Source organism: Rhodococcus sp. DMF-1 (assembly GCF_021441945.1).
Lineage (GTDB): Bacteria > Actinomycetota > Actinomycetes > Mycobacteriales > Mycobacteriaceae > Rhodococcus > Rhodococcus ruber.
In genome coordinates this window covers 3,529,676-3,556,422 of record NZ_CP090442.1, presented here as the reverse complement: position 1 = coordinate 3,556,422, position 26,747 = coordinate 3,529,676, and the positions used below count along the sequence as shown (strand labels likewise).

The 26,747-nt window shown below is 71.4% G+C and carries 24 protein-coding genes; 12 read left to right on the top strand and 12 right to left on the bottom strand.

The window, feature by feature from the left end:
• The first annotated feature begins 25 nt into the window (after positions 1–25).
• The 6 genes from LZP97_RS16110 to LZP97_RS16085 are packed head-to-tail and all read left to right on the top strand — an operon-like array spanning position 26 to position 5,720.
• Positions 26–1,192, top strand: coding sequence for an acyl-CoA dehydrogenase family protein (locus LZP97_RS16110; RefSeq protein ID WP_234574818.1), 1,167 nt, complete (start codon positions 26–28; stop codon positions 1,190–1,192).
• Entirely contained in the window at positions 1,189–2,169 is a 981-nt protein-coding gene (locus LZP97_RS16105) for a bifunctional MaoC family dehydratase N-terminal/OB-fold nucleic acid binding domain-containing protein (protein ID WP_234574816.1), read from the top strand. Before LZP97_RS16110 ends, LZP97_RS16105 begins: the two co-directional genes overlap by 4 nt.
• On the top strand, positions 2,170–3,282 hold the full coding sequence (locus LZP97_RS16100; protein WP_010596063.1) for an acyl-CoA dehydrogenase family protein: 1,113 nt from the start codon (positions 2,170–2,172) through the stop codon (positions 3,280–3,282). It begins immediately after the preceding gene.
• On the top strand, positions 3,279–3,719 hold the full coding sequence (locus tag LZP97_RS16095) for a MaoC family dehydratase (RefSeq protein ID WP_010596062.1): 441 nt from the start codon (positions 3,279–3,281) through the stop codon (positions 3,717–3,719). The genes LZP97_RS16100 and LZP97_RS16095 overlap by 4 nt, the downstream gene beginning before the upstream one ends.
• Positions 3,716–4,891, top strand: coding sequence for a lipid-transfer protein (locus LZP97_RS16090; RefSeq protein ID WP_010596061.1), 1,176 nt, complete (start codon positions 3,716–3,718; stop codon positions 4,889–4,891). Before LZP97_RS16095 ends, LZP97_RS16090 begins: the two co-directional genes overlap by 4 nt.
• A 16-nt stretch (positions 4,892–4,907) precedes the next feature.
• Positions 4,908–5,720, top strand: a complete 813-nt coding sequence (locus LZP97_RS16085) for a MaoC/PaaZ C-terminal domain-containing protein (protein WP_010596060.1) — start codon at positions 4,908–4,910, stop codon at positions 5,718–5,720.
• Positions 5,721–5,761: 41 nt separating this feature from the next.
• On the opposite strand, the gene LZP97_RS16080 is transcribed toward LZP97_RS16085, so the two are convergent.
• Positions 5,762–6,538 (bottom strand): SDR family oxidoreductase, encoded by a 777-nt coding sequence (locus LZP97_RS16080; RefSeq protein WP_040270165.1) that lies wholly within the window; start codon positions 6,536–6,538, stop codon positions 5,762–5,764.
• Positions 6,539–6,711: 173 nt separating this feature from the next.
• Here LZP97_RS16080 and LZP97_RS16075 point away from each other — a divergent pair, with 173 nt between their 5' ends.
• Positions 6,712–7,473, top strand: coding sequence for an SDR family NAD(P)-dependent oxidoreductase (locus LZP97_RS16075; RefSeq protein ID WP_010596058.1), 762 nt, complete (start codon positions 6,712–6,714; stop codon positions 7,471–7,473).
• A 63-nt stretch (positions 7,474–7,536) separates the two neighbouring features.
• Here the strand turns inward: LZP97_RS16075 and LZP97_RS16070 are convergent, their stop codons facing one another.
• The 3 genes from LZP97_RS16070 to LZP97_RS16060 form a co-directional block, all read right to left on the bottom strand.
• Entirely contained in the window at positions 7,537–8,373 is an 837-nt protein-coding gene (locus LZP97_RS16070; RefSeq protein ID WP_048773248.1) for a mycofactocin-coupled SDR family oxidoreductase, read from the bottom strand.
• A gap of 104 nt (positions 8,374–8,477) precedes the next feature.
• Positions 8,478–8,828 carry a hypothetical protein gene (locus LZP97_RS16065; RefSeq protein WP_017679884.1) on the bottom strand — a complete coding sequence of 117 codons (351 nt, stop codon included), beginning with the start codon at positions 8,826–8,828 and terminating at the stop codon, positions 8,478–8,480.
• 97 nt (positions 8,829–8,925) lie between these two features.
• Positions 8,926–10,233 (bottom strand): glutamine synthetase family protein, encoded by a 1,308-nt coding sequence (locus tag LZP97_RS16060; RefSeq protein ID WP_203011104.1) that lies wholly within the window; start codon positions 10,231–10,233, stop codon positions 8,926–8,928.
• Between the two features lie 311 nt (positions 10,234–10,544).
• On the opposite strand from LZP97_RS16060, the gene LZP97_RS16055 reads away from it, so the two are divergent.
• A complete protein-coding gene (locus LZP97_RS16055; protein ID WP_191902491.1) occupies positions 10,545–11,816 on the top strand; it encodes an NADH:flavin oxidoreductase in 1,272 nt (423 codons plus the stop codon).
• Between the two features lie 88 nt (positions 11,817–11,904).
• Here LZP97_RS16055 and LZP97_RS16050 read toward each other — a convergent pair whose 3' ends face one another.
• Both LZP97_RS16050 and LZP97_RS16045 read right to left on the bottom strand, forming a co-directional pair.
• Complete coding sequence (locus LZP97_RS16050) at positions 11,905–12,921, bottom strand: agmatine deiminase family protein (protein ID WP_017679887.1); 1,017 nt, start codon at positions 12,919–12,921, stop codon at positions 11,905–11,907.
• Complete coding sequence (locus tag LZP97_RS16045; RefSeq protein ID WP_017679888.1) at positions 12,918–13,883, bottom strand: nitrilase-related carbon-nitrogen hydrolase; 966 nt, start codon at positions 13,881–13,883, stop codon at positions 12,918–12,920. Before LZP97_RS16045 ends, LZP97_RS16050 begins: the two co-directional genes overlap by 4 nt.
• Before the next feature lie 107 nt (positions 13,884–13,990).
• On the opposite strand from LZP97_RS16045, the gene LZP97_RS16040 reads away from it, so the two are divergent.
• A complete protein-coding gene (locus LZP97_RS16040) occupies positions 13,991–14,602 on the top strand; it encodes a TetR/AcrR family transcriptional regulator C-terminal domain-containing protein (RefSeq protein WP_017679889.1) in 612 nt (203 codons plus the stop codon).
• A gap of 35 nt (positions 14,603–14,637) precedes the next feature.
• On the opposite strand, the gene LZP97_RS16035 is transcribed toward LZP97_RS16040, so the two are convergent.
• From LZP97_RS16035 to LZP97_RS16020, 4 genes are all read right to left on the bottom strand, one after another.
• On the bottom strand, positions 14,638–16,179 hold the full coding sequence (locus LZP97_RS16035; protein WP_304563469.1) for an APC family permease: 1,542 nt from the start codon (positions 16,177–16,179) through the stop codon (positions 14,638–14,640).
• A 52-nt stretch (positions 16,180–16,231) separates the two neighbouring features.
• Entirely contained in the window at positions 16,232–17,122 is an 891-nt protein-coding gene (locus LZP97_RS16030; RefSeq protein ID WP_017679891.1) for a universal stress protein, read from the bottom strand.
• A gap of 78 nt (positions 17,123–17,200) precedes the next feature.
• A complete protein-coding gene (locus LZP97_RS16025) occupies positions 17,201–18,628 on the bottom strand; it encodes a gamma-aminobutyraldehyde dehydrogenase (RefSeq protein ID WP_040270176.1) in 1,428 nt (475 codons plus the stop codon).
• A gap of 266 nt (positions 18,629–18,894) precedes the next feature.
• A complete protein-coding gene (locus tag LZP97_RS16020; protein ID WP_048773312.1) occupies positions 18,895–20,307 on the bottom strand; it encodes a flavin monoamine oxidase family protein in 1,413 nt (470 codons plus the stop codon).
• Between the two features lie 173 nt (positions 20,308–20,480).
• Between LZP97_RS16020 and LZP97_RS16015 the strand changes: the two genes are divergently transcribed.
• Positions 20,481–21,101, top strand: coding sequence for a TetR family transcriptional regulator (locus LZP97_RS16015; RefSeq protein WP_234574814.1), 621 nt, complete (start codon positions 20,481–20,483; stop codon positions 21,099–21,101).
• An 84-nt stretch (positions 21,102–21,185) separates the two neighbouring features.
• On the opposite strand, the gene LZP97_RS16010 is transcribed toward LZP97_RS16015, so the two are convergent.
• Both LZP97_RS16010 and gabT read right to left on the bottom strand, forming a co-directional pair.
• Complete coding sequence (locus LZP97_RS16010; protein ID WP_234574813.1) at positions 21,186–22,631, bottom strand: NAD-dependent succinate-semialdehyde dehydrogenase; 1,446 nt, start codon at positions 22,629–22,631, stop codon at positions 21,186–21,188.
• Positions 22,628–24,016 (bottom strand): 4-aminobutyrate--2-oxoglutarate transaminase, encoded by a 1,389-nt coding sequence (gabT, locus tag LZP97_RS16005; protein ID WP_234574811.1) that lies wholly within the window; start codon positions 24,014–24,016, stop codon positions 22,628–22,630. Before gabT ends, LZP97_RS16010 begins: the two co-directional genes overlap by 4 nt.
• A 134-nt stretch (positions 24,017–24,150) precedes the next feature.
• Here gabT and LZP97_RS16000 point away from each other — a divergent pair, with 134 nt between their 5' ends.
• Complete coding sequence (locus LZP97_RS16000; RefSeq protein ID WP_124258866.1) at positions 24,151–25,653, top strand: PucR family transcriptional regulator; 1,503 nt, start codon at positions 24,151–24,153, stop codon at positions 25,651–25,653.
• A 434-nt stretch (positions 25,654–26,087) separates the two neighbouring features.
• Entirely contained in the window at positions 26,088–26,597 is a 510-nt protein-coding gene (locus LZP97_RS15995) for a helix-turn-helix domain-containing protein (protein ID WP_108754953.1), read from the top strand.
• Positions 26,598–26,747 lie beyond the last annotated feature (150 nt).

Genomic DNA, 26,747 nt, shown 5'->3' with positions numbered 1-26,747 from the left:
CATTCGGTCGCTAGGAGAATTCGCGATGGATCTGAAGGAATCCCCGGAGCAGGTCGCGCTCAGGAGGGAGCTGCGCGCCTACTTCGCGTCGCTGCTGCCGGAGGACAAGCGTCGCCGCGCCGGTGAGCAGGGAGTGGGGGGCGAGCACTTCCGCGAGGTCGTCACGCTGCTCGGCAAGGACGGCTGGCTGGGGATCGGCTGGCCCACGGAGTACGGCGGGCAGGGCCGGTCCATCGAGGAGCAGTTCGTCTTCTTCGACGAGGTGCAGCGCGCGGGCCTGCCGTTCCCGTTCGTCACCGTCAACACGGTCGGCCCGACCCTGATGAAGTACGGCACGCAGGAGCAGAAGGACCGCTTCCTGCCCGGCATCCTCTCCGGCGACATCGTCTTCGCCATCGGCTACACCGAGCCGGAGGCCGGCACCGACCTGGCATCGCTGAAGACCCGCGCGGTGCGCGACGGCGACGAGTGGGTGGTCGACGGCAACAAGATCTTCACCTCGGGCGCCAACACGGCCGACTACGTGTGGCTGGCGTGCCGCACCGACGCCGACGCCCCCAAGCACCGCGGGATCTCGATCCTCATGGTGCCGACCGACGCGCCCGGGTTCTCGTGGTCGCCGATCCACACCGTCGGCGGCCTGTCGGTCACCGCCACCTACTACAGCGGCATCCGCGTCCCCGACCGGGACGTGGTCGGGGAGATCAACGGCGGCTGGCCGCTGATCACCGCCCAGCTCAACCACGAGCGCATCGGCCTGGCCGCGATCGGCGGCCGCACCTACGGGCTGTGGCATCAGGTGCTGGACTGGGCGAAGGAGAACGGCGCCATCGAAATTCCCTGGGTGCAGCAGGAATTCGCCCGCACCCACGCGAAGCTCGAGGCGATGCGGCTGCTGAACTGGAAGATGACCGCCGCCGTCGCGGCCGACACCCTCTCGGGCGCGGACGCCGGTGCCACCAAGGTGTACGGCACCGAGACCCACGTCGACGTGTACCGGACGCTGCTGGGCATCCTCGGCGCGGCCGGTCGCATCCGTCCCGAATCGCCGGGCGCGGTGCTGGCCGGTCAGATCGAGCAGATCTCCCGGCAGGGCATGGTCAACACGTTCGGCGGCGGCGTCAACGAGGTCCTGCGCGACATGGTCGGCACCATGGGCCTGGGCCTCGTGCGGGAGAAGAGGGTCAAGTGAGCGAACTGCTGACCACGTTGCGGGCGTTCGAGGGGCAGACCCTGACCCCCACCACGTGGGGGCCGGACGAGGTCAACACCCCGATGATCCGGCACTGGGTCGAGACGATGGGCGACACCTGCCCGATCTACCTCGACGACGAGGCCGCCCGCGCCACCGGCCGTGACGGTGCCGTCGCCCCCGCGCTCATGACGCAGGTGTGGACGATGCGCACCTTCACCGACAAGATGGCGAACAACGACCCGTCGCAGGTGTGGACCGACCTGATCGCCACCCTGGACGCCGCCGGGTTCACCTCCGTCGTCGCCACCGACTCGGACTTCGAGTTCTTCACCGAGCTGCGCCCCGGCGACCGGGTCTCGCTCACCGAGGTGATCGAGTCGATCTCGGAGGAGAAGAGGACCGGGCTCGGTGCCGGGCACTTCGTGACCACGCTCAAGACGTACCGCAACGGCGTCGGCGAGGTCGTCGCCACCCAGCGGTGGCGCACCCTCCGTTTCCGGCCGAAGGACACGGCGCAGCCGAAGGACACGGCGCAGCCTGACGATGCGGCGCAGGCGAAGCCGAAGGGGCTGCGTCCGCGCCCGGCGCTCAACGCCGACAACGCCTTCTGGTTCGAGGCGGCGAAGGAGCACCGGCTGGTGATCCAGCGCTGCACGTCGTGCGGCACCCTGCGGCACCCGACGGGATCGATGTGCGGGCAGTGCCGCTCGCTCGACTGGGACACCGTCGACGCGTCGGGCCGCGGCACCGTCTACAGCTTCGTGGTCAACCACCACCCGCAGATTCCCGGCTTCGAGTACCCGCTCGTCGTGGCGACGATCGAACTCGAGGAGGGCACCCGCCTGATCGCGAACATGACCGGTGTCGCGCCGGACGCGGTGGAGATCGGCATGCCGGTGGAACTGGACTGGATCGACGCCGACCCGGATTTGACGCTGCCCGCGTTCCGGCCGGCCGCACGGGAGGACTCGTAGATGGATTTCAACTTCAGCGAAGAGCAGGAAGCGATTCGCGGCCTCGCCCACGAGGTCTTCACCGGCAAGGCCGGCATCGACCGGGTCAAGCAGGTCGAGCTCGGCGACGAGCGCGTCGACCGGGAGCTGTGGCGCGAACTCGCCACCACCGGTCTGCTCGGCGTCGCCCTGCCCGAGGAGCTCGGCGGCGGCGGTCTCGGATTGTCGGAGCTGTACGTGCTGCTCGAGCAGCAGGGCCGGCACGTGGCGCCCGTCCCGATCTGGCAGTCCGTGCTCGCCGCCCTGGCGGTGGTCGAGTTCGGCACCGACGCGCAGCGCACCGCGCTGGTTCCCGGCGTCGCCGACGGCAGCCGGTTCCTGACGATCGGGCTCGAGGAGTTCGGCCCGTACGTCGACGGCGCTCCGGCGACCACCGCGACCGAGACCGGCGGCGGGTGGCACCTGACCGGCGCCAAGGCCGCCGTCCCGGTCACCCACGTCGCGGAGCGCGCGATCGTGTCGGCGACGACGCCGGCCGGTGCCGCGCTGTTCGTCGTCGACCTCGCCGGTGACGGTGTCGCCGTGGAGCAGACGCAGTCCACCACGTGGGAGATCTGCGGCAACGTCACGTTCGACGCGGCGCCCGCCGAGCTGCTCGGCCCCGCCGACGGCACCGCGGTGCAGTGGTTGCTCGACCGCGTCGAGCTCGCGCTCGCCGCCCTGCAGCTCGGTGTCGGTGCCGGGGCGGTCGAGCAGGCCGTCACCTACCTCAACGGGCGCATGCAGTTCGGGCGTCCGCTCGCGACGTTCCAGGCGGTGGGCCATCAGCTCGCCGACTGCTACATCGACCTCGAGGCCATGCGGGTGACGCTGTGGCAGGCGGCGTGGCTGCTCACCGAGGGCGCGGACCCGGGCACATCGGTGCTCGTCGCCAAGTGGTGGGCCACCGACGGCGGTCAGCGCGTCGTGCACCGCACGACGCACGTGCACGGCGGAATGGGCGTCGACACCGACTATCCGGTGCATCGGCACCTGTTGTGGGGCAAGCAGATCGGCGCCACCCTCGGCGGGTCCGCGTCGGATCTGGCGCGGCTCGGTGCCCAGCTCGCTGCCGGGGTCGAGGTGGTGGCATGACCGCCACCGTGTCCACGGACCGCAGCTACGACGACATCGAGATCGGCGAGGTGCTGCCCGAACTCGCGATCCCGCTCACCCGCACCCTGATCGTCGCGACCGCCCTCGCGACCCGCGACTTCCAGGACGTCCACCACGATCCCGAACTCGCCCGCGAGCGCGGATCGAAGGACGTGTTCATGAACATCCTCACCAGCAACGGCCTGGTGGGCCGGTTCGTCACGGACTGGGCCGGTCCGTGCGCCGTGGTGCGGCGGGTGAAGATCCGCCTGGGCGCACCGAACTACCCCGGCGACACCATGACGATGACCGGTGAGGTGGTCGGCAAGTCCGACGGGCTCGTCGAGGTCCGCGTCCGCGGCGCCAACAGCCTCGGCGACCACGCCGCCGGCACCGTCACGATCGCCTTCACCGACCGGCCGGGAGGAACCCGATGACCACCCCGCTCTCCGGTGCCGCCGCGATCGTCGGCATCGGCGCCACCGAGTTCTCCAAGAAGTCCGGCCGCTCCGAGCTGCAGCTCGCGTGCGAGGCGATCGTCGCGGCGCTGGCCGACGCCGGCATCGACCCGTCCGAGGTCGACGGCCTGGCCACCTACACGATGGAGACCAACGGCGAGATCCTCGTCGCCCGCAACTGCGGACTCGGGGAACTGAAGTTCTTCTCCCGCATCGGGTACGGCGGCGGGGCGGCCTGCGCGACCGTGCAGCAGGCCGCGATGGCCGTCGCGACGGGCGTCGCCGAGGTCGTCGTGGTCTACCGTGCGTTCAACGAACGTTCCGGGGTCCGGTTCGGTCTCGGCCAGCACGACCGGCCGATGGATTCGACCGCCGACCGCGCGGCCTACGCGTGGCTGACCCCGCAGGGACTGGCGACTCCCGCCCAGTGGGTCGCGATGTTCGCCCGCCGGTACATGCACCAGTACGGTGCCACGAGCGAGGATTTCGGCCGGGTCGCCGTCGTCGCCCGCAAGCACGCCGCGAACAACCCCGCGGCGTGGTTCTACGGCAAGCCCATCACGCTCGAGGACCACCAGAACTCGCGGTGGATCGCCGAGCCGCTGCACCTGCTCGACTGCTGCCAGGAAACCGACGGCGGGCAGGCGCTCGTCGTCGTCTCCGCCGAGCGGGCCCGGGACCTGCGGCACACACCGGTCCTGGTCAAGGGCGCCGCGCAGGGCTCCGGCAAGGACCAGCACATGATGACCAGCTACTACCGTCCGGACATCTCCGGCATCCCGGAGATGGGTCTGGTCGGCCGCCAGCTCTACGCGCAGAGCGGCCTGAGCCCGGACGAGATCGACGCCGCGATCCTCTACGACCACTTCACCCCGCTGGTGCTGCCGCAGCTCGAGGAACTCGGCTTCTGCCGCCCCGGCGAGGCGAAGGACTTCATCCGCGAGGGCAATCTCGAGCTCGGCGGCCGGTTGCCGTCCAACACCCACGGCGGGCAGGTCGGCGAGGCGTATCTGCACGGCGTCAACGGCATCGCCGAGGCGGTGCGCCTGCTGCGCGGCACCTCCACCAACCAACCCGACGGCGTCGAGAACGTGCTGGTGACGGCGGGAACCGCGGTTCCCACCTCCGGCCTGATCCTCGGCGCGGCCTGAACCGGAAGGACACGACATGACGGCAGTGGAGCAGAAGGCCGGTGCGTGGCGCGGCGCCGACCTGGGCACCCGCACGGTGAGTTACGACGAGCGCGACGCGATCCTGTACGCGCTCGCCGTCGGCGCCCAGCCGGCCACCGACCTGGACCTGGTGCTCGAGGACCGGCTGCGGGTGCTGCCGACGTTCGCGCTGACCCTCGCCCAGTGGGCGCCGGACGAGCTGGGCTCGCGGGGCGCGTTCGACACCGGCACCGCGCTGCACGGCTCGCAGGAGCTGACCGTGCTGGCTCCGCTGCCGCGCCGCGGCGAGGTGGAGCTGCGGGCGTCGGTGGGTGAGGTGTGGGACAAGGGCGCCGCGGCCGTGTTCGAGGTCCGGGTCGAGTGCGAGTACTTCGTCGCGACCTGGTCGATCTTCGCGCCCGGCGCGGGTGGGTTCGGCGGCGAGCGCGGCCCGTCGAAGCCGGCGGCCCCGCAGGGCGAGCCGGAGCTGACCGCGCCTCTGGTCACCGCCGCCAACCAGGCCGCGCTCTACCGGCTCACCGGCGACCGGCACCACATCCACATCGACCCGGAGGCGGCCGCGCGGATCGGGCAACCGCGTCCGATCATGCACGGGCTGTGCACGCTCGCGGCGGCGACATTGCCGCTGGCGCGGCTCGTCGGTGCGCATCCGGCGGATCTCACCGCGCTGCAGGGCCGCTTCGCGGCGCCGGTGTTCCCCGGCGACGTCGCCGAGTTGCGGGCCTGGGGTGGACGCGACGACGTGGCGTTCGAGGTGGTCGGGGACGGACGGGCCGTGATCTCGGGGGCGCGGGCGTCGTTCGCGTGACGTGGGATCGGTGCCCGGCATCCGGGCACCGATCCGCGCGGTCACTTCCCGTGCAGGGCCATGTACCGGGCCGGGAACTCGCCGCCGCCGTGGACGGCGAGGTCGGCGCCGTTGACGTAGGCCGCCAGGTCGCTGCCGAGGAACAGGCAGGCCCGGGCGATGTCCGACGGGACCGCCATCCGCTCCATCGGCAGGGTCCGGGTCACGGCGGCGCCGCCGTCGTCGCCGTACACCGACGCGGCGGCCTCGGTGCGGATCAGGCCGGTGGTGATGTGGTTGACGCGCACCTTCGGGGCCCATTCGAGGGCGAGAGCCTTCGTCAGGCCCAGCAGGCCGGCCTTGGCGGCGGTGTAGGCGGCGGTGCCGGGCTGCGGGTCGTGCGCCGAGACGCTGCCGATGTTGACGATCGCGCCGCCCTCGGGCTGTTCCTGCATCACCCGGTTGGCGGCCTGCGCGGCGTAGAACGGGGCGAGCAGGTTCAGTGCGACGATCTTCTCCACGAAGCGCGGGGAGACGGTGGCGGCGTCGGCGTCCGGCGACCCGCCGGCGTTGTTGACGAGCACGTCGAGCCGGCCGAACCGGGCGACGGTGTCGTCGACGAGGCCGGCCACGTCGGCCGGGTTGCGCACGTCGACGGCCCGGAACGCGGCGCTGCGGCCGTCGACCGAGGGCAGCGTCTCGGGTTCGTTGCGGGCGCAGACCAGGACGTCGGCGCCGGCGGCGAGGAAGTGCTCGGCGACGACGAAGCCGATGCCCTTGGTGCCGCCGGTGACGATCACGGCGCGCCCGGTGTGGTCGGCAGGATTGGGAAGGTGCACGTGGCTACCTTTCTGCGAGTTCGGAGCGGTTCGAGACTGCTTGCCGTCCGACGCTTTTCGCGGGCGACGGTGGAAACCGACATAGACAAGCAAGTGCTTGGTCAAGGATAGTGGACGGGGAGCCTGGGACGCACCAGGACTTCCGAAGTGGCGAGAGAACCGGAGCAGGACACATGAGCAAGCTGGACGGCAAGGTCGCGCTCATCACGGGCGCGGGGCAGGGGATCGGCCGGGGCATCGCCCTCGCCCTCGCCAAGGAGGGCGTGCGGATCGCGGCGGCGGGCCGCACCGAATCCAAGGTGATCTCGACGGCCGAGGCGATCGAGGAGCTCGGCGGCAAGGCACTCGCCGTGCGCTGCGACGTCAGCAACCCCGACGACGTCGACGCGGCGGTCCAGCGCACCGTCGAGCACTTCGGCGGCGTGGACATCCTGGTCAACAACGCCAACGACTGCCGGCCCGGACCGCTGCTGTCGTTCACCGACGACGAGTTCGAGCGGTCCTTCGCCACCGGACCGCTCGCGACGCTGCGGCTGATGCGGGCCTGCTACCCGGTGATGAAGGAACGCGGGGGCGGATCGATCGTCAACCTCGTCACCTCGGCGGCGGTCCGGTGGGACGCGAGCAACTACGGCGTCTACGGATCGATCAAGGAGGGCATGCGGTCGCTGACCCGTGCCGCGGCGTGCGAGTGGGGCGTCGACGGCATCCGCGTCAATGCCATCGCCCCCCACGCCCTGTCGCCGGGACTCGAGCGGTGGATGGAACGCAACCCCGAGGAGGCCGAGGAGTTCCGCGCCGGAATCCCCCTGCGTCGCATCGGCGATCCCGAGACCGACATCGGCCGGGCCGTCGTCTTCCTCGTCGGCGAGGACGCCGGCTACCTCACCGGCGCGACCATCCCCCTCGACGGCGGTCAGTCCCGCTGGGGCTGACGCCCCCGGTGCGTCCTTTGGGCTGCCCTGGCCGCCCAAAGGACGCACCGGCGCCGGAGGCGCCTATCCGGTTACCCGGCCCGCGTTGCCGGCGTCGACCGGCAGCACGGTGCCGCTGATGTGGGCGCTCGCCTCGGCGGCGAAGAACAGCACCACGCGGGTGATCTCCGCGGGATCGAGCCACGGCACCGGCTGTGCGTGCAGGCTCTGGAAGACCGGCGCCACGTCGTCGGCGCCGGGGTGCTCGAGGTCCGGGCGCATCAGGCCGTAGAGGAAGTCGTTGTGGATCATCGGCGTCGAGATGTTCCCGGGGGCGATCGCGTTCACCGTGATCCCGTGCGGAGCCAGATCCAGCGCGGCGCTCTTGGTCAGGCCGATCACGCCCCACTTCGACGCGCTGTACGCCGCCATGTTGGTGCTGCCCGCGCGCCCGAGCATCGACGAGATCGTCACGATCCGGCCGTACCCACGCTCCACCATGCCGGGTGCCACCGACCCGACCGTGTTGAACACCCCGGTCAGGTTCGAGCCGATCGCCTCGGCCCACTGTGCCTCGGTCATCGACTGGATCGGGGCGGCGACCGACACTCCGGCGTTCGCCACCGCGATGTCGATCCGGCCGAACTCCGCGTGCGCCCGCGCGACGAGTTCGTCCATCGCCGGGCGGTCCGCGGTGTCCAGCTTCGCGGTGAGGCACCGGCGCCCGGTCGCGCGCACCGCCTCCGCGGTCTCCTCCAGGTCGGCCTCGGTGGCCAGCGGGTACGGCACCACCGGGCTGTCGGCACACCGGTCGCACAGCACGATGTCGGCGCCGCGCTCGGCCAGCGCCACCGCGTGGCTGCGTCCCTGCCCGCGTGCCCCGCCCGTGATCAGCGCGACCCGGCCTTCGAATTCACTCATCGATTCACTCCTCCTACTCGGTCAGCAGGTCGATGCTGCTGCCCCGGGAGTGCGGCGACCCTCCGGCGATCCCGCTCAGCGGGAGGAGGGCAGGTCGTGGATCCTCACGCGACGGCTGCGACGGGCACGGACGCAGCGCCCATGCCCGACGGTGCGTAACCGGGCCGGTACGACGGTTGCGACCGGTTCCCCGAGACGAGTACCGCGACGACGACGAACGCGACCGCCAGCAGCACGGCCAGCACGCCGACGACCGTCCACAGATCCGGTCGCCACGAGCGCCCGCGGGGCTCGTCGCCGTAGGTCAGCCGTTTGACGCGTCGGACCTCGGCGCCGGAGGCCGGGACCCGCGCCGCGGAGTGCGACGCCGGCGCCGCGGCCGGCTCGCCCGGGACGAGCAGCTTGGCGATGGGCTGGGTGGACGCGAGGGGGTCCACCGACTCGGGATTGTGCATGGTCGTCCGTTCTCCACAGGTGTCGACTGTCCGCAGTTGCCGACGGCCGTAGATCGACAAACCCGGCACGCCCGTTACGGTGAAATTCGCCACGCCCTCAGGTGGTCCATGCGAAACGGAACCGCTCCGCGAGTTCGGCGGGTGGCCGCGCGCGGTACTCGCCGTACTCGTAGCTCTTCACCGCGAGCAGCGCCTCGCGCAGCGACGGCCCGAACAGGTCACCGGCGAGCCGCGACGAGGCGAGGGCCGCGAGCAGGTCGTCGGGGCTCGTGGGCAGGAGGTCGACCCCGAGCGCGGCGCGTTCGGCGTCGGTCAGCCGGACGGGATCGACCGGGACCTCCGCCGGCAGCGGCAGTGCACCGACGAGGCCGGCGTGCGCGGCCCCGAGGATCGCCGCGCAGGCGAGGTACGGGTTCGCCGACGGATCCACCGGCTTCACCTCGAGATGCGCGCCGTGCGGATTCCCAGGCGTGAGGGCGCACAGCCGCACCGCGGCCTCGCGGTTCTCGAGTCCCCAGCAGCACCAGGCGCCCGCCCACATGCCCGGCCGCAGCCGCAGGTGCGAGAGCACGGACCCGGTGAGGACGGCGCCGAGGTCGGGGAGGGCGCGCAGGATGCCGGCGACGACGCTGCCGCCCGCGTCCGTCATCCCGTGCGGGCCGGCGCCACCGGACAGCAGCGGCCGCCCGTCCCGGGTGAAGGACACGTGGACGTGGGCGCCGTTGCCCGACCCGCCGGCGACGGGCACGGGCGAGAACGACGCGCGCATCCCGTGGGCGCGCGCGGTGCGACCGATCAGGATGCGCGCGAGAACGAGGTCGTCGGCCGAGCCGACCGGGTCGGTGGGGGACAGGGACAGTTCGAACTGCTGCGCGCCCGCCTCGGCGTGGATCTGCTCGATCCCCAGTCCGGCGCCTGCGGCGGCACGCAGCAGGTCGGCGACGAACTCGTCCTGCCCGAGGACGGCGCCGAGTCCGTACGCGGCCCACTCGCCGTGCCCGCCGACGAGCGTGAACTCCACCTCGTGCCCGATCCGGGCCTGCACCCCGATCCCGGCGAGAGCGTCGACGACGCGTTCGAGCACCCCGCGGGTGCACAGCGACGACCGTGTCCCGTTCTGGTCGTACAGGCCGGCAGGAGCCCATCGGATCCCGTCGCCGATACGCCGGAGCCGGTCGCGGTCGATCCGCAGCCGCAGATCACCCGTCACCGACAGCGACGGTGTGAACGCCAGGTGGTCGTCGACGCAGAACACCGCCCAGCTCGGCGACGCCCCCGCACCGACCTCGATGAACCACGAAAGCATGTGCGCGGGAAAAGTTTTGGCGCGCGAGATCCCGGTCGAGTCGACGATCGAACCGACGATCCGATCCGCCGCCCCGGTATCGAGCCGTTCCTCCGTCACAGGAAACCTCCCGCACGCGCCGTGGGCCGTCCCGAGGACACAGTAGAGGGGGGACGGGTCACGGGGGCCGTCTTCGCCGACACCGGACAGCGCCGGCGACGACCGTCGCGGTCGGTGCTCGGAGACGCAGTGGATGTCGCCCCGCGGTGGAAGGGCGGCCCTCTTCGTCGCGCACCGTCGCCGGGGTCCGCCGTCCGGACGAGCGCCGAGCCCGTGCGGTGTCCGCTGAGAGGGACGCTCGTTGACACGGCCACGGCTGCCTGCGGAATGTAAGTGGGGTCACATCCACTCAGTCGGGAGGGCTGCTCGCCATGACCGTTTCGGAAACCTCGACCGGGTCGGCCACCGCGCCCCGGGATCCGTTCGCCCCCGCGACGTTGGGCCCTGTCCGGCTCCGCAACCGCATCGTCAAGGCCGCGACATCGGAGGGGCGTTCACCCGAAGGTCTGGTCACCGACGACCTGATCGACTTCCACCTCGGCTTCGTCCGCGGTGGGGTGGGCATGACGACGGTCGCGTACTGCTGTGTGGCTCCCGAGGGCGCCAGCGCGCCCGGTCAGATACTGATGAACCGGCAGGCGCTTCCCGGCCTGCGGAAGCTGACGGATGCCGTCCACGAGGCCGGTGGCGCAATCTCCGCTCAACTCGGCCACGCCGGTGTGGTGGCCTCGAAGAAGATCACAGGCGTCACCGCGATGGCACCGAGCCGGGTGATCAACCCTTCGTCTTTCGAGTACTGCCGCGAAATCGATCGAGCCGAGATCCAGAAGGTCGTCGATCAATTCGGTGAGGCGTCCGCCGTCGCGGCCGAGGCCGGGTTCGATGCGATCGAACTGCACTTCGGCCATCTGTATCTGCCGAGCTCGTTTCTCAGTCCGCTTCTGAACCGCAGGAAGGACGAGTACGGGGGCAGCATCGACAATCGCTCCCGCTTCGTCCGTGAGATCGCCCACCGGGTGCGGGAGGTGGTCGGCACGCGAGTGGCTGTCACCGCGAAAATGAGCATGGACGACGGGATCCGCGGCAGCATCTGGCTCACCGAGTCCCTTCGCACAGCGCAATTGCTCGACCAGGACCGCAACCTCGATGCGCTCGAGCTGACGCAGGGCTCGTCCTTCTTCAAGCAGATGTACCTGTTCCGCGGCGACGTGCCTGTCGACGAGTTCGCGTCGGTCATGAAGGAACCCTTCAGGACGGGTGTGCGCCTGTTCGGCAAACGGGCGCTGGGTTCGTATCCCTACGAGGATCTGTACATGCTCGAGTCCGCTCGCCAGTTCGTTCCCGTCATGGAGCACACCGCGTTGATCCTCCTGGGCGGGATCAACAACTACGACCACATCACCACCGGAATGCGGGAGGGGTTCGACTTCGTCGCCATGGGGCGCGCGCTGCTGCGGGAGCCGGATCTGATCGAGCGCATCCGCGCGGACCACACGGTGACCGGACGGTGCAACCACAACAACAAGTGCATGTACACCGTCTACGGCCGTACCCACTGTGTGCTCGTCCCCGATGAGCGCCCGGGGAACGTGGCGATCACGGGTCCGACGCCCTTCACCGCGTCCCGTACGGCCGCACGGTAGCGAACCACCGACCCGGCCCGGGAATCTGCTCCGGGCGCTGTTCAACGGACGGGCCGGCGGTGCCGGCGCGGCGGCACCGCCGGACCCGTCACCGCGGTTGGTGCTGGGTGATGCAGTGGATGCCGCCCCCGCGGCGGAAGAGCGGCCGGGCGTCCACTCCCACGACGCGCCGGCCCGGATACGCGGCCGCCAGGATCTCCGCGGCCTCGTCGTCGGCGGGGTCGCCGAAGCGGCAGGCGATCACCCCGCCGTTGACGACGTAGTGGTTGATGTAGCTGTAGTCCACCCAGCCCTCGTCGTCGCGCACCGTGGCCGGGGCCGGCACCCGGACGATGCACCACGGCTCGCCGCGGACGTCGGTCGTGTGCTGCAGCCGGTCGACGATCTGGGCGGTGACGTGGAAGTCCGGGTGGTCCCGGTCGCGCTGGTCGTGGACGAGGACCACACCCGGGGACGCGATCGCGGCGACGATGTCGACGTGCCCGCGGGTGCCGTAGCGTTCCTGGTCCCGCGTCAGCCCGCGCGGCAGCCAGATCGCGCAGGTCGCGCCGAGGGTGCGCCGCAGTTCCGCTTCGACCGCGGCCTTGTCCAGGTGCGGGTTGCGCCCGGGGTCGAGCTGGACGGTCTCGGTGAGCAGGACGGTGCCGAGACCGTCGACCTGGATGCCGCCGCCCTCGTTGACCAGCATCGAGGCGACGCGCTCGACGCCGGCGCGCTCGAGCACGAACGACGCGATCCGGGCGTCGTGGTCCCAGCGGGCCCAGTCCTGGGCGCCCCACCCGTTGAACACCCAGTCGACTCCGCCGCGGCGGCCGTCGTCGTCGAGGACGAAGGTCGGCCCGATGTCGCGCATCCAGGCGTCGTTCAGCGGAGCCTCGATCAGTTCGACGTCGCGGGACAGGTATCGGCGCGCCGCGTCGACCTGGCCGGGATCGGCCACCACCGTGACGGGTTCGAACTCGGCGACGGCATGCGCGACCGCGGCCCACGTGGCGCGGGCCTCGTGGTGCTCCTCCGCGGTGTCGCCCAGCGAGTATCCCTCGGTGGGGAAGGCCATCCACGTGCGCTCGTGCGGTTCGCCCTCCGCGGGCATGCGCCAGCTCATCGCGTGGCCCCGAAGGGGGCGTGCGCATCCACCGGCGCGGTCAGCGAGCCGTAGGTGTCCGGGCGGCGCGTGGTCAGGAACGGGAACAGCGACAACCAGTCCCGGCGCTGCGCGAGGTCGAGATCGGCTACCAGCACGGCGGATTCGTCGCGCGGTGCCTGCACCAGGATGCGGCCGTACGGATCGGAGACGAACGAGGAGCCGTAGAAGGTCACGGCTCCCTCGCAGCCGTACCGGTTCGGCACGATCATGAACGTGCCGTTGGCGATGCCGTTTCCGACGATCACCTGCTGCCACAGCGGACGGGTGTCGAACTCGGGATGGTCGGGTTCGGAACCGATCGCCGTCGGGTAGACGAGGATCTCGGCCCCGGCGAGCGAGTACGCGCGCGCCACCTCCGGGAACCACTCGTCCCAGCAGGTCGGCATGCCGATGCGGGCGCCGTCGAGGCCGTCGGGGGTGTGGACGGGATACGGGTCGGTGGCCGGTCCGCCCCGGAAGTAGGTGTCCTCGTGATATCCGGCGGTCACGGGGATGTGCAGCTTCCGGGTGCGGGCCACCGGCTCGCCGGCCGGGGAGACGAGGACGGCGGTGTTGTAGCCGAGTCCGTCGGAGCCGTCGGCGCGTTCGTAGAGGGAAGCGTGCACGAACACGCCGTGGGCGGAGGCGGCGGCCGCGGCGAAGGCGACGGTCGGGCCGGTCCGCAGGTCTTCGGCGGTCCGGGCGGCGTCGGTGCCGCCGGGTGTGTCGGCCGGGTAGCGGCTGAGGGTGAGTTCGGGCAGGAACACGACGCGTGCGCCCAGGCCGGCGGCGGTGGCGATGCCCTCGGTGAGTTCGGCGCGCAACGCCCGTTCGTCGTCGTGCCAGCGGTGCTGGACCAGTCCGACGCGCAGCGGCGGCCGATCGGGGGTGTCCACTCGGCACAGCGAGTCGGGCGGCGTGGTGGCGGTGATGGTGAGCATGGGGTCCTCGGGAATCGGTCCGGGGGATAAAACGAATGTGATTCGTTAAGTATGGTGGACGAGCGCGTTCCGGGCAAGAGCCCACGACGATTTCGAGGAGTGTCCGTATGCCACGACCGCCCACGCGGCTGCTCTCGCCCGAGATCATCACGGACGCCGCCATCCGGATGGTGGACACCGCGGGCGACTTCACCATGCCCGGACTGGCCGAACGGCTGAAGGTGCGGCCGTCGTCGCTGTACAACCACGTGTCCGGGCGCGCCGAGATCGTCGAGGCCATGCGGGCCCGCATCATGTCCACCATCGCCGTGGGCGCCCCGGCCGGCGACTGGTCCGAGACCGTCGCCGCCCTCGCCCGCGAGTACCGTCGCGCCTACGCCGCGCATCCGCGGCTGATCCCGCTGTTCACCGCGCAGACCGTGCAGTCGCCGGTCGCGTTCGGGCTGTACAACGCTCTGGCACAGGCATTCACCGATGCCGGGTTCACCCCGGCGCAGGTGCTGCATGCCGTCACGACGGTGGACAGCTTCGTTCTCGGCTCGGCGCTCGACCTCGCCGCGCCCGAGGTGGTGTGGGCGAACGTCCCCGAGACCGGGGACGCGATGCGCGCCGCGCTGCAGACCGCGGGCCCCAATCCGCAACGGGCCGATGCCGCCTTCGAATTCGGCCTGCGCGCACTGGTGGCCGGCCTGGTCGCACAGACGCCGGCCGGGCGCTGAGCGGCCCGGCCGGCGGTGATCGGTGCGGTCCGAGGTCAACCGCGGTCGGTGGAGAGCACGTCCGTCTCACCGGTGAGCGCGGCGGTGCTGCGCGTGAGGGTCTCCCCGCGGAAGAACTGCGGGTTGCGGGCCCGCATCACCAGCATCAGGACCGCACCGAGCAGCAGGATCCCGAAGCCGAGGAAGAACACCAGTCCGATGCCGCCGATCTCGGCGCCGCTGCCGTTGTCGGGATTCATGCTCTCGCCCACGGAGATCGCGAAGACGGCGGCGAGCATGATCCCGCCCGAGAGGGGGAAGGCGAAGCGGAACACGGCGTTGCGAGCGCTGGTGAACAGCCGTCCCCGGAAGTACCAGACGCACGCGAACGCGGTGATCCCGTAGTACCAGCAGATCATGATCCCCAGCGCCGCAATGGTGTCGAGCAGGGTCCGTTCCGACAGGAACGTCACGCCGGCGTAGAACACCGCGGTGACGACCCCCGCGACGACCGTCGCGTACGAGGGCACCAGGAAGCGGGGGTGCACCGCCGCCAGCCGGCGCGGGAACGCGCCGTAGGCGCCCATGGCGAGCATCGTCCGCGCCGCGGGCAGGAAGGTGGTCTGCAGGCTCGCCACCGACGAGACGAAGATCGCGAGGAAGAGCAGCAGGCCGCCCCACTGACCCAGGACGGGATCGGCGAGGGCGCCGAAGATGTTCTCGGAGTTGTCGGGATTGCCCAGCCCGAGACCCGTCGTACCGACGCCGGCGTACATCATCGCCGCGACCGACACCAGCAGGTAGGTCAGCAGGATCGTGGCCACGCACAGCAACCCGGCCCGGCCCGGGGTCTTCTTCGGGTCGCGGGACTCCTCCCCGAGGGTCAGGCACGTGTCCCATCCCCAGAACGCGAAGATCGAGCCGGTCACGCCGATCACGAAGGCGCCGAGTGCGAGTCCGTGGAACGGGTCGAACCAGGAGGCGTCGAGCGAGAGCCCGGCGGGCGCGTCGCCCGCGCCGACGTGCACGAGCGCGGCGACCGCGAACGCGAGCAGAAGCACCATCTGGAAGCCGACGAGCGCGTACTGGACGCGCTCGCTGGTGGTGATGCCGCGGCTCGCGATCCACGTCGCGATCGCGATGAACACCAGGGTCGTGCCGACGTTGACGAGCTTGTTCCCGGGCAGATCCGCGAGCGCGGCGTCTCCGGTGATCCGCGCCAGGAACAGGTAGAAGAACTGGACGGCGATCGCGGCCAGGTTGGACAGCACGATGATCGTCGCGATCACCATGCCCCAGCCGCACATCCACCCCACGTACGGGCCGAAGGCTTTCGTCGACCACGTGAACGACGCTCCGCAGTCCGGTGATTCGGAGTTGAGTTCGCGGTAGGCGTACGCGGTGAGGAACATCGGGACGAACCCGGCGATGAAGATCGCCGGCATCTTCAGTCCCACGGCCGCGACGATCAGGCCGATGCTCGCGGTCAGCGTGTAACCCGGCGCGACGGACGAGATGCCCAGGACGGCACCGCCGAAGGTGCCGATCCGGCCGGCGGCCAGGCCCTTCGAGACGACACCGTCGGTGGGTGCGGCCATCGGGGGGACCTCCCGGATCTCGGTGGTGGGAAGCGAATTCGTCATGACGGGTCTACTCACTGTTCTCGAACTCGTGCTTGGGAACGACGATCATGGGCACCGGAACGACCCGCAGCATCTTCGCTGCCGTCGAACCCAGGAAGAGCCGGTGCGGTTGGGCGAGCCGGCTGGAGCCGACCATCACGACGTCGCCGTCGTGCCATTCGAGCTTCGCCACCGCCGATTCGACGGTGTCCCCGTCCGCGACGAGCGACCGGACCGGGTAGTCGCCGGGAAGCTCGGCGCGGGCGGTGTCCAGAAGGGTGCGCGCGTGGGCCCGCGCCGACTCGAGGGCGAGTTCGTGCGACTTGCGCGCGTCGCGGCCGAGACCGTGCGGATCGAGGGCGACGAGCGAGACGAGCCGCAGCGGCGTGCGCATCCGCTCGCAGGCGCGGACCGCGGTCCTGAGCAGGACGTCCGCTCCGGTGCGGGTGCCGAGTGCGCACGTGACCTCGTGGACGCGGGGCGCGGCCGAGTGTCGGAATCCGCGCGGTGCCAGGGCCAGCGGCACGGGCGCGGAATGCAGCAGCTCGGACGACACCGTGCCGATGGAGTGCCGGCCGAGGAGCCCGTCGCCCGCGGCCCCGAGAACGACGGCGCGCGCACCGAGCCGGGCGACCTCGTCGAGCAGGCCCTGCGCGAAGGATTCGTGGAAGCTCAGGTGCGTGTGCGCCCGCACGTCGTCGGGCACCGTGGCCGCCGCCTGGGCGAGCCATGCTTCGCCCGTGCCGGCGAGGACGTCCTCGTACCCGGGTTCGGCGGGCACCCGGGAGGGCACCGGGCGGTCCGGGGGCAGGACCATACAGATGTCGAGTTCGGCGCCCAGGCTGCGGGCGAGCTGGACGCCGAGCGCCAGCCCGTCCGCGCCGCTGGGGGTGGCGAGGTATCCGACAACCAGTCTCATGGGATTCCGATCCGGTAGGGGAAGCCGGCGGGAGGGTGCCGCCGGCTTCCGGCAACGGCGCGGTCGGGCCGCGGCAGGTCAGTCGTGGGTGCTCATCACGTGCTTGATGCGGGTGTAGTCCTCGACGCTGTAGGCGGAGAGGTCCTTGCCGTAGCCGGACTGCTTGAACCCGCCGTGCGGCATCTCCGCGACGAGCGGGATGTGGCAGTTGATCCACACCGCGCCGAAGTCGAGCGTGGCGGACAGCCGCTGGGTGCGCCCGTGGTCGCGGGTCCACACGCTCGCGGCGAGCCCGTAGCGGACGTCGTTGGCCAGCGCGACGGCCTCGTCCTCGGTGGCGAAGGACTGCACCGTCAGGACCGGGCCGAACGTCTCGTCCTGCACGATGGGGTCGTGCTGGCCCACGCCGGTGACGATCGTCGGTTCGAAGAAGAAGCCCTTCTCACCGGCGCGCCGGCCGCCGGTGACGATCGTCGCCGAGGCGGGCAGGGCGGCGATCTTGTCGGTGACGCGCTGGAAGTGCGCGGCGTTGTTGAGCGGGCCGTAGAAGGCGTCCGGGTCGTCGGGGCGGCCTGGACGCAGCTGCTCGGCTTGCCGCGCCAGCGCGTCGACGAGGTCGTCGTGGATCGACTCGTGGACCAGTACCCGGGTGGCGGCCGTGCAGTCCTGGCCGCCGTTGAAGAAGGCGGCCGCCGCGACGGCTTCGGCGGTCTTCGGCACGTCGGCGTCGTCGAAGACCAGGACGGGGGCCTTGCCGCCGAGTTCGAGGTGCGCGCGCTTGAGCTGCCGGGCCGCGGAGACCGCCACCTCGGTGCCTGCGCGGACCGAACCGGTGATCGACACCAGGCCGAGCGCGGGATGCTCGACGAGGGCGGCCCCGGTGGCGGCGTTGCCGAGCACGACGTTGAAGACGCCGTCGGGCAGGATGCCCCGGGTCAGGCGGGCGAGCACCAGCGTGCTGTCGGGGGTGGTGTCGCTGGGCTTGAGGACGATGGTGTTGCCGGCCGCGAGCGCGGGTCCGATCTTCCACAGCGCCATCATCAGCGGGTAGTTCCAGGGCGTGACCTGACCGACCACGCCGATCGGCTCGCGCCGCACGTAGGAGGTGTGGCCCTCCATGTACTCGCCGGCCGCCTTGCCCTCGAGCATGCGGGCCGCGCCGGCGAAGAAGCGCAGCTGGTCCGCACCGACCTTGACCTCCTCGTCGGCGATCATGGACTTCGGCTGGCCGGTGTTGCGGCACTCCGCCTCGACGAGTTCGTCGCAGTGCTCCTCGAGGGCGTCGGCGAGCTTCAGCAGCGCCGTCTGGCGTTCCTTGGGGGTGGTCCTGCCCCAGGTGCGGAACGCGCGCTGCGCGGCCGCCACCGCGGCGTCGACGTCGGCGGCGGTCGACACCGGGATCGAGCCCACGAGGGATTCGTCGACCGGGTCGATCAGCGGCAGGGATTCGGTGGCCGTCGAGGGCACGAATGCGCCGTCGATGTAGTTCTCGCGGAGAGCGGTCATGGCTGGGTTCCTCTCGGAGCCTGCCCGGCCGGGGCAGGGACTCTGGTGATCAGTGTGGGCCGCACCGACGGTGCCGGGCCAGGGATCCGGCGGCCGGATCGGGTGCGAAAGGTTCGGAGGGCGGCGGCGCTGCCGGAGGGCGGCGCCGCCGGGACCGGAATGCTCACCTCGTCGTGAGCGGGTCGGACGCCGAGACGGGCGCCGAGCGAGCGTGAAAACTGTTGTGAAACCGGATCTTCGGATCTGCTGGGGGAAGCGCGGGGCGGTCAGTGCGCCGGGGCGCCGGCCGCCGCGGTCGCGCGGGAGCCGAGGGCGTCGAGAATGCGCCGGGCCGTGTCCTCGCCCATGCGCACGGCGCCGTCGACGTGCTGGTAGCCCTCGGCGGCCAGGTCGGACGACGAGAAGAGGATCGGTCCGACGGGTGTGAGCTGGTCCTTGCCGTAGCGGTGCAGGCCGCCGAGATCGTAGCTCGCCGCGTAGGCCCCGCGGGTCCACTCCTCGGAGCCCCAGTCGGATTCGTAGTAGACCACCGGGTTCAGGGCCTTCTCGCCGAGATATCCGGCCATGGACGAGAGGATCGCGGCCTTGCGTTCCGCGGCGGAGAGTTCGAAGACGGCGTCGGCCTTCTCGTCCGCCACGAACGCCACCAGGGTGCCCCGCGGATCCTCGAAATTGGTGTTGTCGTAGATCTCCTGGACGAGCGCCCCGGCGCCGAAGCACGTGCCGGACAGGCCCTCCTCGCGCCAGAACGGCGTGTCGTACACGGCGTGCACCTTGATGACGAGCCCGAGGGACTGGTGCTGGTGCATCTGGTGCTGGCGGCGCGGCAGCGGCGGGACGTAGGAGATGCGGGAGTACAGGTTCGGCGGCACGGCCAGCACGGCGAACCGGGCGTCGACGGTGACCCCGTCGGCCACCGCGCGCACGCGCCCCGGCGCCCCGGCCTCCGCGCCCTCGGACCAGTGCAGGGTCCGCACCGGATTTCCGAGAAACACGTCGTTGCCGAGCCTTTCGGCCAGCCGCTCCGACACCTGCTGCATACCGCCGACGACGCGCTTGTCGAGGATGAAGTCCTCGTCCACGAGGTTGCTGAACGAACCCGCGGATGCCGCCATGAGGATCGCCTGCAGCGCGGAGAACGCGTGGGCCGGCTTGGTGAGCATGCCCCCGGCGATGAACAACCCGATGTTGGCGCACGCTTCCTCGTCGTCCGAGTTGGCCCGGAGCCAGTGGTGGAAGGAGACGGTGTCGAGTTCCCGCGCCCGCGGATGCGCCCACGGCTCGTGGGGGCCGATCTCGGCGGTGAGCGCGTCGAGCAGCGCGATCAGCTTGTCCATCTCGGCGCGGGTGTGCTCGGAGGTCGGGAACGTGTCGCCGCGGTACCGGACGGGCCGGCCCTCGGCGTCGAGGTAGATGTTCTCGCCGTCGCGGTAGCGGGCGAAGGTGCGCAGACCCAGTTCGTCGAGGAGGGCGATCAGGGCGGTCTGGTCGGGGGACACCCACTGACCGCCGATCTCGAGCATCGCTCCGTCGATCGTGTCGGTCCAGGTGCGGCCGCCGACGCGGTCGCGGGCTTCGAGGACGGCGACCCGCAGGCCCGCCTGTCGCAGGCGGTAGGCGGCGGTCAGGCCGGACGGTCCCGCCCCGACGACGACGACGTCACGCTCGATGGATTGCATGGGATTCCCCTTCGAGAAAATGAACGACATTCATATGTGTCGCATCACACTGTAACCTCATCGAGGCGCGAGGAGAAGACCCTCGCGGCAATTCGTGGCCGGAAATCGTGAGACGGAGGGGGAGCGGCGTGGGAGAGGGGACGCACCGGCGCGCCGGCCGGCCGTCGACGAAAGTGCTGTCTCGGCAAGCGATCACCGACACCGCACTCGACGTGATCGAACACGGCGGCTACGACGCCTTCACCGTCGCCAAGCTCGCCCGCGCCCTCGGGGTGGCCCCGTCCGCCCTGTACAACCACGTGCGCTCGAAGCAGGACGTCCTGCTGTGGGTGCAGGAAGATCTCATGACCAAGGTCGACGTCAGCGGGTTCGGCACCGAGCCGTGGGCCGTGGCGACACGGCGCTGGGCCCTGTCCTACCGGGACGTGTTCGCCCGGCACGCGCCGCTGGTCCCGGTGATCGCCGTGATGCCCGTCGCGGGCGCGCCCCGCACCCTCGCGGTCTACGAGGCGGTGGCCGCGGGCTTCGCCGAGGCCGGGTGGCCGATCGGGACCATCGTGCCGGTCGTCGTCGCGCTGGAGTCGTTCATCTTCGGCTCCGCGCTCGACGCCAACGCCCCGGCCGACATCTTCGACACCGCCGACCTCGCCGGCGTCAGCCCGGTGTTCACCGCGGCGATCGACGCGTTCGCCGGCTCGGGCGGCGACTACACCCCGGACGCCGGTTTCGACGCCGGCCTCGACGCGATGATCGCCGGACTCGAGGCGCGCCTGGATCGGCTCCGGAATGACTGAGTCCCAATAGGATACGGCTCGGCCCGGGAGCGCGACGTGCCGCGCTCCCGGACCGAGCCGGTATTCGGATTCCTGATGGTCCCGCTACAGGGCGATGTACTTGGTGTCGAGGTACTCCTCGATGCCCTCGGCCGCGCCCTCGCGGCCGAAACCGGACTCCTTGACGCCGCCGAAGGGGGCGGCGACGTCGGAGATGATGCCGCGGTTGACCCCGACCATGCCGGTCTTCAGTGCGCCCGCCACGCGCATCGCGCGGTCCAGGTCGCGGGTGTAGAAGTAGGCGGCCAGGCCGTACTCGGTGTCGTTGGCGGCGGCGACGGCCTCGTCCTCGGTGTCGAAGACGGTGATCGCCGCGACCGGGCCGAAGATCTCCTCGCGCAGCAGCCGCGCGTCGGCCGGCACCTCGTCGAGCACGGTCGGCGGGTAGAACGTGCCGGGCCCGTCGGGGATCTGCCCGCCGGTGCGGACCCGGGCGCCGCGCTCGACGGCGTCGCGCACCAGCGCGTCGACCGTGGCGCGCTGCCGGGCGGTGATGAGCGGGCCGAGGTCGGTGCCGTCGTCGAGGCCGTGGCCGCTGCGCAGCGCCGCGATGCGGGCGGTGAGCTTGTCGGTGAACTCGACCGCGACACGGCGGGCGACGTGGAAGCGGTTGGCGGCGGTGCAGGCCTCGCCGCCGTTGCGCATCTTCGCGGCCATCGCGCCGTCGACGGCGGCGTCGAGATCGGCGTCGTCGAACACCAGGAACGGGGCGTTGCCGCCGAGTTCCATCGAGGTGCGCAGCAGCCGGTCGGCGGACTGGCGGACCAGCAGCTTGCCGACGCCGGTGGAACCGGTGAAGGTGATCTTGCGCAGCCGCGCGTCGGCGAGCAGCGGCCCGGTGAGCGCCGCGGCGTCGGTGGCGGGCAGGATCGACAGCACCCCGGCCGGCAGGCCGGCGTCGGCGAAGACCTGCCCGAGCAGCAGCATCGTCAGCGGGGTCTCGGCGGCCGGCTTGACCAGGATCGGGCAGCCCGCGGCCAGGGCCGGGCCGATCTTGCGGGTGGCCATCGCCAGCGGGAAGTTCCACGGGGTGATCGCCAGGACGGGCCCGACCGGTTCCTTGGTGACGAGGATGCGCCCGTTCCCGGCGGGGGCGGTGGCGGTGCGGCCGCCGATGCGCACGGCCTCCTCGGCGAACCAGCGCAGGAACTCCGAGCCGTAGTTCACCTCGCCGCGGGCCTCGGCGACGGTCTTGCCCATCTCGAGGGTGATGACGCGGGCGAAGTCGTCGGCGCGGGCGTGGACGAGTTCGAAGGCGGTGCGCAGGATCTCGCTCCGCACGCGCGGCGGGGTCGCCGCCCACTCGGCCTGCGCGGCGACGGCGAGGTCGAGGGCGCGCAGCCCGTCGTCGGCGGAGGCGTCGGCGACGTCGGCGAGCACCGCGCCGGTGGCCGGGTCCTCGACGGGGAACGTCGCGCCGGTGGACGAGTCGGTGAGCTTGCCGCCCAGCCAGAGGCGGGTCGGGACGCCCGCGGGAAGGGTGTGGGTCATCGGGTGACTCCTGCCAGGGTCGGGCGCACGCCCGCGACGTCGCGGACGGCGGCAGCGAGAACGTCGAGGCCGTCGGTGAGCAGCTCGTCGGAGATCACCAGCGGCGGCAGCAGGCGGACGACGTTGCCGTAGGTGCCGCAGGTGAGCACGATGACGCCCTGCTCGAGCGCCTTCGCGGCGATCGCCTTGGTGGCCTCCGGGTTCGGCTCGCGGGTGCCGGGCCGGACGAACTCGACGGCGAGCATCGCGCCGCGGCCGCGGACCTCGCCGACGATGTCGACGTCCGCGGCGAGCGCCCGCAACCGATCGGTGGCGATCTGCTCGATGCGCCGGGCGCGGCCGCACAGGTCCAGCTGCTCGATCCGGTCCAGGGTGGCGAGCGCCGCGGCGCACGCGACGGGGTTGCCGCCGTAGGTGCCGCCGAGACCGCCGCCGTGGACGGCGTCGATCAGTTCGGCGCGGCCGGTCACCGCGGCGAGCGGCATGCCGCCGGCGATGCCCTTGGCGAGGGTCATCAGGTCCGGGACGATGTTCTCGTCGTTGCCGGCGAACCAGTCACCGGTGCGCGCGAAGCCGGTCTGCACCTCGTCGGCGACGAAGACGATGCCGTTGGCCTTCGCCCAGTCGACGAGGGTGGGCAGGAAACCCTTGGCCGGCACGATGAATCCGCCCTCGCCCTGGATGGGCTCGAGCACGATCGCGGCGACGTTGTGCGCGCCGATCTGCTTGTCGATCTGCGAGATCGCGCGGTGGGCGGCCTGCTCGCCGGTGACCTCGGTGCCGTCGTAGTTGCGGCCCTCCCGGAACGGGTAGGACGCCGGCACACGGTGGATGTCCGGGGCGAACGGGCCGAAGCCCTCCTTGTAGGGCTGGTTCTTCGCGGTCAGCGCCATCGTCAGGTTGGTGCGGCCGTGGTAGGCGTGGTCGAAGACCACCACGGCGCTGCGACCGGTGGCGACGCGGGCGATCTTCACCGCGTTCTCGACGGCCTCGGCGCCGCTGTTGAACAGCACCGTGCGCTTGGTGTGGTCGCCGGGGGTCAGGGCCGCGAGCTTCTCGGCGACGGCGATGTAGCCCTCGTAGGGGGTGACCATGAAGCAGGTGTGCGTGAAGTGCGCGACCTGCTCCTGCACCGCCGCCACGACCGCCGGGTCCGAGGCGCCGACGCTGGTGACCGCGATACCGGAACCCAGGTCGATCAGGGCGTTGCCGTCGACGTCGACGACGATCCCGCCGTCGACGTCCGCGGCGTAGACCGGCACGGAGGACGCCACACCCGCCCCGACCGCCGTGCGGCGACGCTCGGTCAGTGCCGCCGAGCGCGGGCCGGGCAGCGCGGTGACCAGGCGACGCTGCTGTGGAAGACGGTATTCGATGCTCGTCATGGGGGACTTCCTCGGGCTCGGCGGCGTAGAGACGATTCGAGTATGGGAGCGGCGGCGGACCCGAGACAGGGCCGATCCGTACAACTCGGCGAATCGCACCGTGCCATTTCGTCGAGGCGTCCTACGATGGCCCCATGAGCGTCGGCATCGCCTGGCTACTGCGGCAACCGGGACTGGGATTGACCCTGCGCGGTGGCCGAGCCGGGATGGACCGGAAGATCGGCTTCGTCCAGCCCACCGAACTGCTGGACCCGCGGCCGTGGCTCTCCGGCGGGGAACTCGTCCTCACCATCGGCCTGGGATTGGAGCCGGCGGCGGGCGGCGACTACGTGCGCCGCCTCGCGGAGGCGGGCGTCGCCGCCCTCGGCTTCGGCACCGGGCTGTCGCACGAGCGGATTCCGCAGTCGGTCCTCGAGGCGGCCGACGCGGTGGGGCTGGCTCTGCTCGAGGTGCCGTACACGACGCCGTTCGCCGCCGTGAGCCGTGCCGTCACCGCCCGGCTCGCCGAGCAGCAGTACGAGCTCGTGCGGCGCGCCGCCGACACCCAGGTGCGCATCACCCGTGCCGTGCTGCGTGGCGGTGTGCCGGCCGTCGTGCGCGAACTGGCCGTCGCCACTCACACCGCCGTCGCCTACCTGGACGAGCGCACCGGGGAGGTGGCCGCCCACCCCGAGGCCGCGGCGGAGCTGGCGGAGCAGATCCCGGAGTTGCGCCGGGACGGCGCCGGCTCGGTCACCACGAGCCGGCCCGGCCGGACGCTGACGGTGCAGCCGGTCACGCACGCCGGCGTCGTCAGCGGATACCTGGCCGTGCAGGCCGACCGGCCGCTCGAGAACGTCGAACTCGTCCTGATCGGCCACGCCGTCTCCCTCGTCACCCTCGAGCTGGACAAGCCGCGGCGGCTGCGGGCGGAACGGAACGCGCTGGGCGCAAAGGTGTTCGGTCTCCTCGTCGCCGGTGCCCTCGACTCCGGCGACGCCTCGGAGTATCTCGCCGACGCGGTCGGCACCCGCAACCGAATCCGGATCCTGCAACTGCACACCCCGACCCCGGCCGACGTGCGGCGCGTGCTCGACGCCGGTCTCGGTGCCCGGCAACGTCCGCTGTACGCGCGCAGCGACGACGAGACGCTCACCGTGCTGCTGCGCGGCGAGGACACGCTGTCCGACGTGGCGGCGCTGCTGGCGGACCTGTCCCCGCCGCAGACCCGCACCCTCCGCGGCGGCCTCAGCGCCGCGCACCGGCTCACCGACACCCGCCGCGCCGTCGAACAGGCCGAGCATGCCGTCGCCGCCGCGGACGCGGCCCACCGCCTCGTGGAATTCGACGCCACCCACGGCACCGCCCTGCTCGCGTCCCCGGCGGTGCGGGCCGTTCTCGAATCCGTGGCCGCGTCGACGGTGTCCGCTCTCGCCGACTACGACCGCGGCCGCGGGACCAGGCTCGTCGCGTCGCTGCGGGCCTTCCTCGAGGCGAACGGGCAATGGGAGGCGGCGGCCGCGGCCCTGGAGGTGCACCGGCACACCCTGCGCAGCCGGATCGCCAAGGCGGAGCAGGTGCTCGGCGTGGACCTCGGTGATGCCCGCGTCCGGGCAGAGCTGCTGCTCGCCTTGCTGATCGGGGAACCGGCGCCTTAGATCACCGGCCTCATCGTGAAAGGAAGAGCCGTGACCAGGCAGTTCGTGCGTGTACCTGAAAGTGCCGGCGCAGCGCGGCGAGGAGTGTCATGGTGCCTCGACAAGTTCGGGTGGTCCGCCGATCCCGAATCCGACCCCAGGGAAACTCCAGGGAAGTCGATGCGCATCCACATCGTCGAGCCGAGGCAGTCCCCTCCTTCGCTTTCTTTTCTTGTTTATCTTGTTCAGAGGCGTAGCCTGGGGATATGAGCACGAAGCGGACCGGTCGTACGAACATCGGGTCGGCCTCGACCGCGCGCACGAAGGACAGGGGTCGGGCGGCCGGGACGAAGTCCCGCACGTCGACCCCGCGGACGACGCCGCCCGCGTCCGGCGCTGCAGGTACCACGACTTCGGCGCCGGGTGCAGCGGGCTTTTCCGCGGTGTTGAAGGACGTGCTCGGCAGTGTGCCGGAGGCGGAGCGGGAGAGTTTCGTGCTCGGCGTGGTCGGGGACGAGGGTGAGGGGCTGGACGCAGGGTTGTGGGGGCGGGGTCCGTCCCCGGCCGAGCGTAGACACGCCGCATTGGAGAACCTGCGCCGGCAGTATCGGGCCCGTCGCGCGGTGGTGGCGGAGTCCCTGACCCGACCGGAGGCCGCGGAGCTGCTCGAGGTGTCCGAGCAGGCGGTCCTCGATCGTCTCAAGGCGGGGGATTTGATCGGGGTGAAGAAGGGCCGGGAGTGGCGACTGCCGTCGTGGCAGTTCGACGCCGACACCGAGCAGGGCTTCGTGCCCGGCCTGGCCCGGGTGAGTCGGGTGTTTCCCGGGGGTGCGGTGTCTTTGACCGAATGGGCCCTGAACGTGAACCCCGACCTCGACGGCGCGACCCCGGCCGAAGCGCTCGCCGCCGGGCGCATCGACGACGTCGTGCGGGCGGCCGAAGCCGGCACCGCAGCCGCGTGGTAGCCCCACTTCCCGCACCGACGCGACCGCTGCATGGCGGACGAGCATGGGTCTGGCGGTGGCGCGAACCGAGCCCCGGCCACCCGTGGCGCTGGTGCCGCATCTACCACCCGTCCCCGCACACCCCGAACGGAACCACCCACCGGCACTTCG

Bases quoted from the DNA above. Each gene is read 5' to 3' on its own strand.
- LZP97_RS16110 (WP_234574818.1), top strand. From the start codon at position 26: ATGGATCTGAAGGAATCCCCGGAGCAGGTCGCGCTCAGGAGGGAGCTG.
- LZP97_RS16100 (WP_010596063.1), top strand. From the start codon at position 2,170: ATGGATTTCAACTTCAGCGAAGAGCAGGAAGCGATTCGCGGCCTCGCC.
- LZP97_RS16095 (WP_010596062.1), top strand. From the start codon at position 3,279: ATGACCGCCACCGTGTCCACGGACCGCAGCTACGACGACATCGAGATC.
- LZP97_RS16090 (WP_010596061.1), top strand. From the start codon at position 3,716: ATGACCACCCCGCTCTCCGGTGCCGCCGCGATCGTCGGCATCGGCGCC.
- LZP97_RS16085 (WP_010596060.1), top strand. From the start codon at position 4,908: ATGACGGCAGTGGAGCAGAAGGCCGGTGCGTGGCGCGGCGCCGACCTG.
- LZP97_RS16075 (WP_010596058.1), top strand. From the start codon at position 6,712: ATGAGCAAGCTGGACGGCAAGGTCGCGCTCATCACGGGCGCGGGGCAG.
- LZP97_RS16070 (WP_048773248.1), bottom strand. From the start codon at position 8,373: ATGAGTGAATTCGAAGGCCGGGTCGCGCTGATCACGGGCGGGGCACGC.
- LZP97_RS16065 (WP_017679884.1), bottom strand. From the start codon at position 8,828: ATGCACAATCCCGAGTCGGTGGACCCCCTCGCGTCCACCCAGCCCATC.
- LZP97_RS16055 (WP_191902491.1), top strand. From the start codon at position 10,545: ATGACCGTTTCGGAAACCTCGACCGGGTCGGCCACCGCGCCCCGGGAT.
- LZP97_RS16050 (WP_017679887.1), bottom strand. From the start codon at position 12,921: ATGAGCTGGCGCATGCCCGCGGAGGGCGAACCGCACGAGCGCACGTGG.
- LZP97_RS16045 (WP_017679888.1), bottom strand. From the start codon at position 13,883: ATGCTCACCATCACCGCCACCACGCCGCCCGACTCGCTGTGCCGAGTG.
- LZP97_RS16040 (WP_017679889.1), top strand. From the start codon at position 13,991: ATGCCACGACCGCCCACGCGGCTGCTCTCGCCCGAGATCATCACGGAC.
- LZP97_RS16035 (WP_304563469.1), bottom strand. From the start codon at position 16,179: ATGGCCGCACCCACCGACGGTGTCGTCTCGAAGGGCCTGGCCGCCGGC.
- LZP97_RS16030 (WP_017679891.1), bottom strand. From the start codon at position 17,122: ATGAGACTGGTTGTCGGATACCTCGCCACCCCCAGCGGCGCGGACGGG.
- LZP97_RS16025 (WP_040270176.1), bottom strand. From the start codon at position 18,628: ATGACCGCTCTCCGCGAGAACTACATCGACGGCGCATTCGTGCCCTCG.
- LZP97_RS16020 (WP_048773312.1), bottom strand. From the start codon at position 20,307: ATGCAATCCATCGAGCGTGACGTCGTCGTCGTCGGGGCGGGACCGTCC.
- LZP97_RS16010 (WP_234574813.1), bottom strand. From the start codon at position 22,631: ATGACCCACACCCTTCCCGCGGGCGTCCCGACCCGCCTCTGGCTGGGC.
- gabT (WP_234574811.1), bottom strand. From the start codon at position 24,016: ATGACGAGCATCGAATACCGTCTTCCACAGCAGCGTCGCCTGGTCACC.
- LZP97_RS16000 (WP_124258866.1), top strand. From the start codon at position 24,151: ATGAGCGTCGGCATCGCCTGGCTACTGCGGCAACCGGGACTGGGATTG.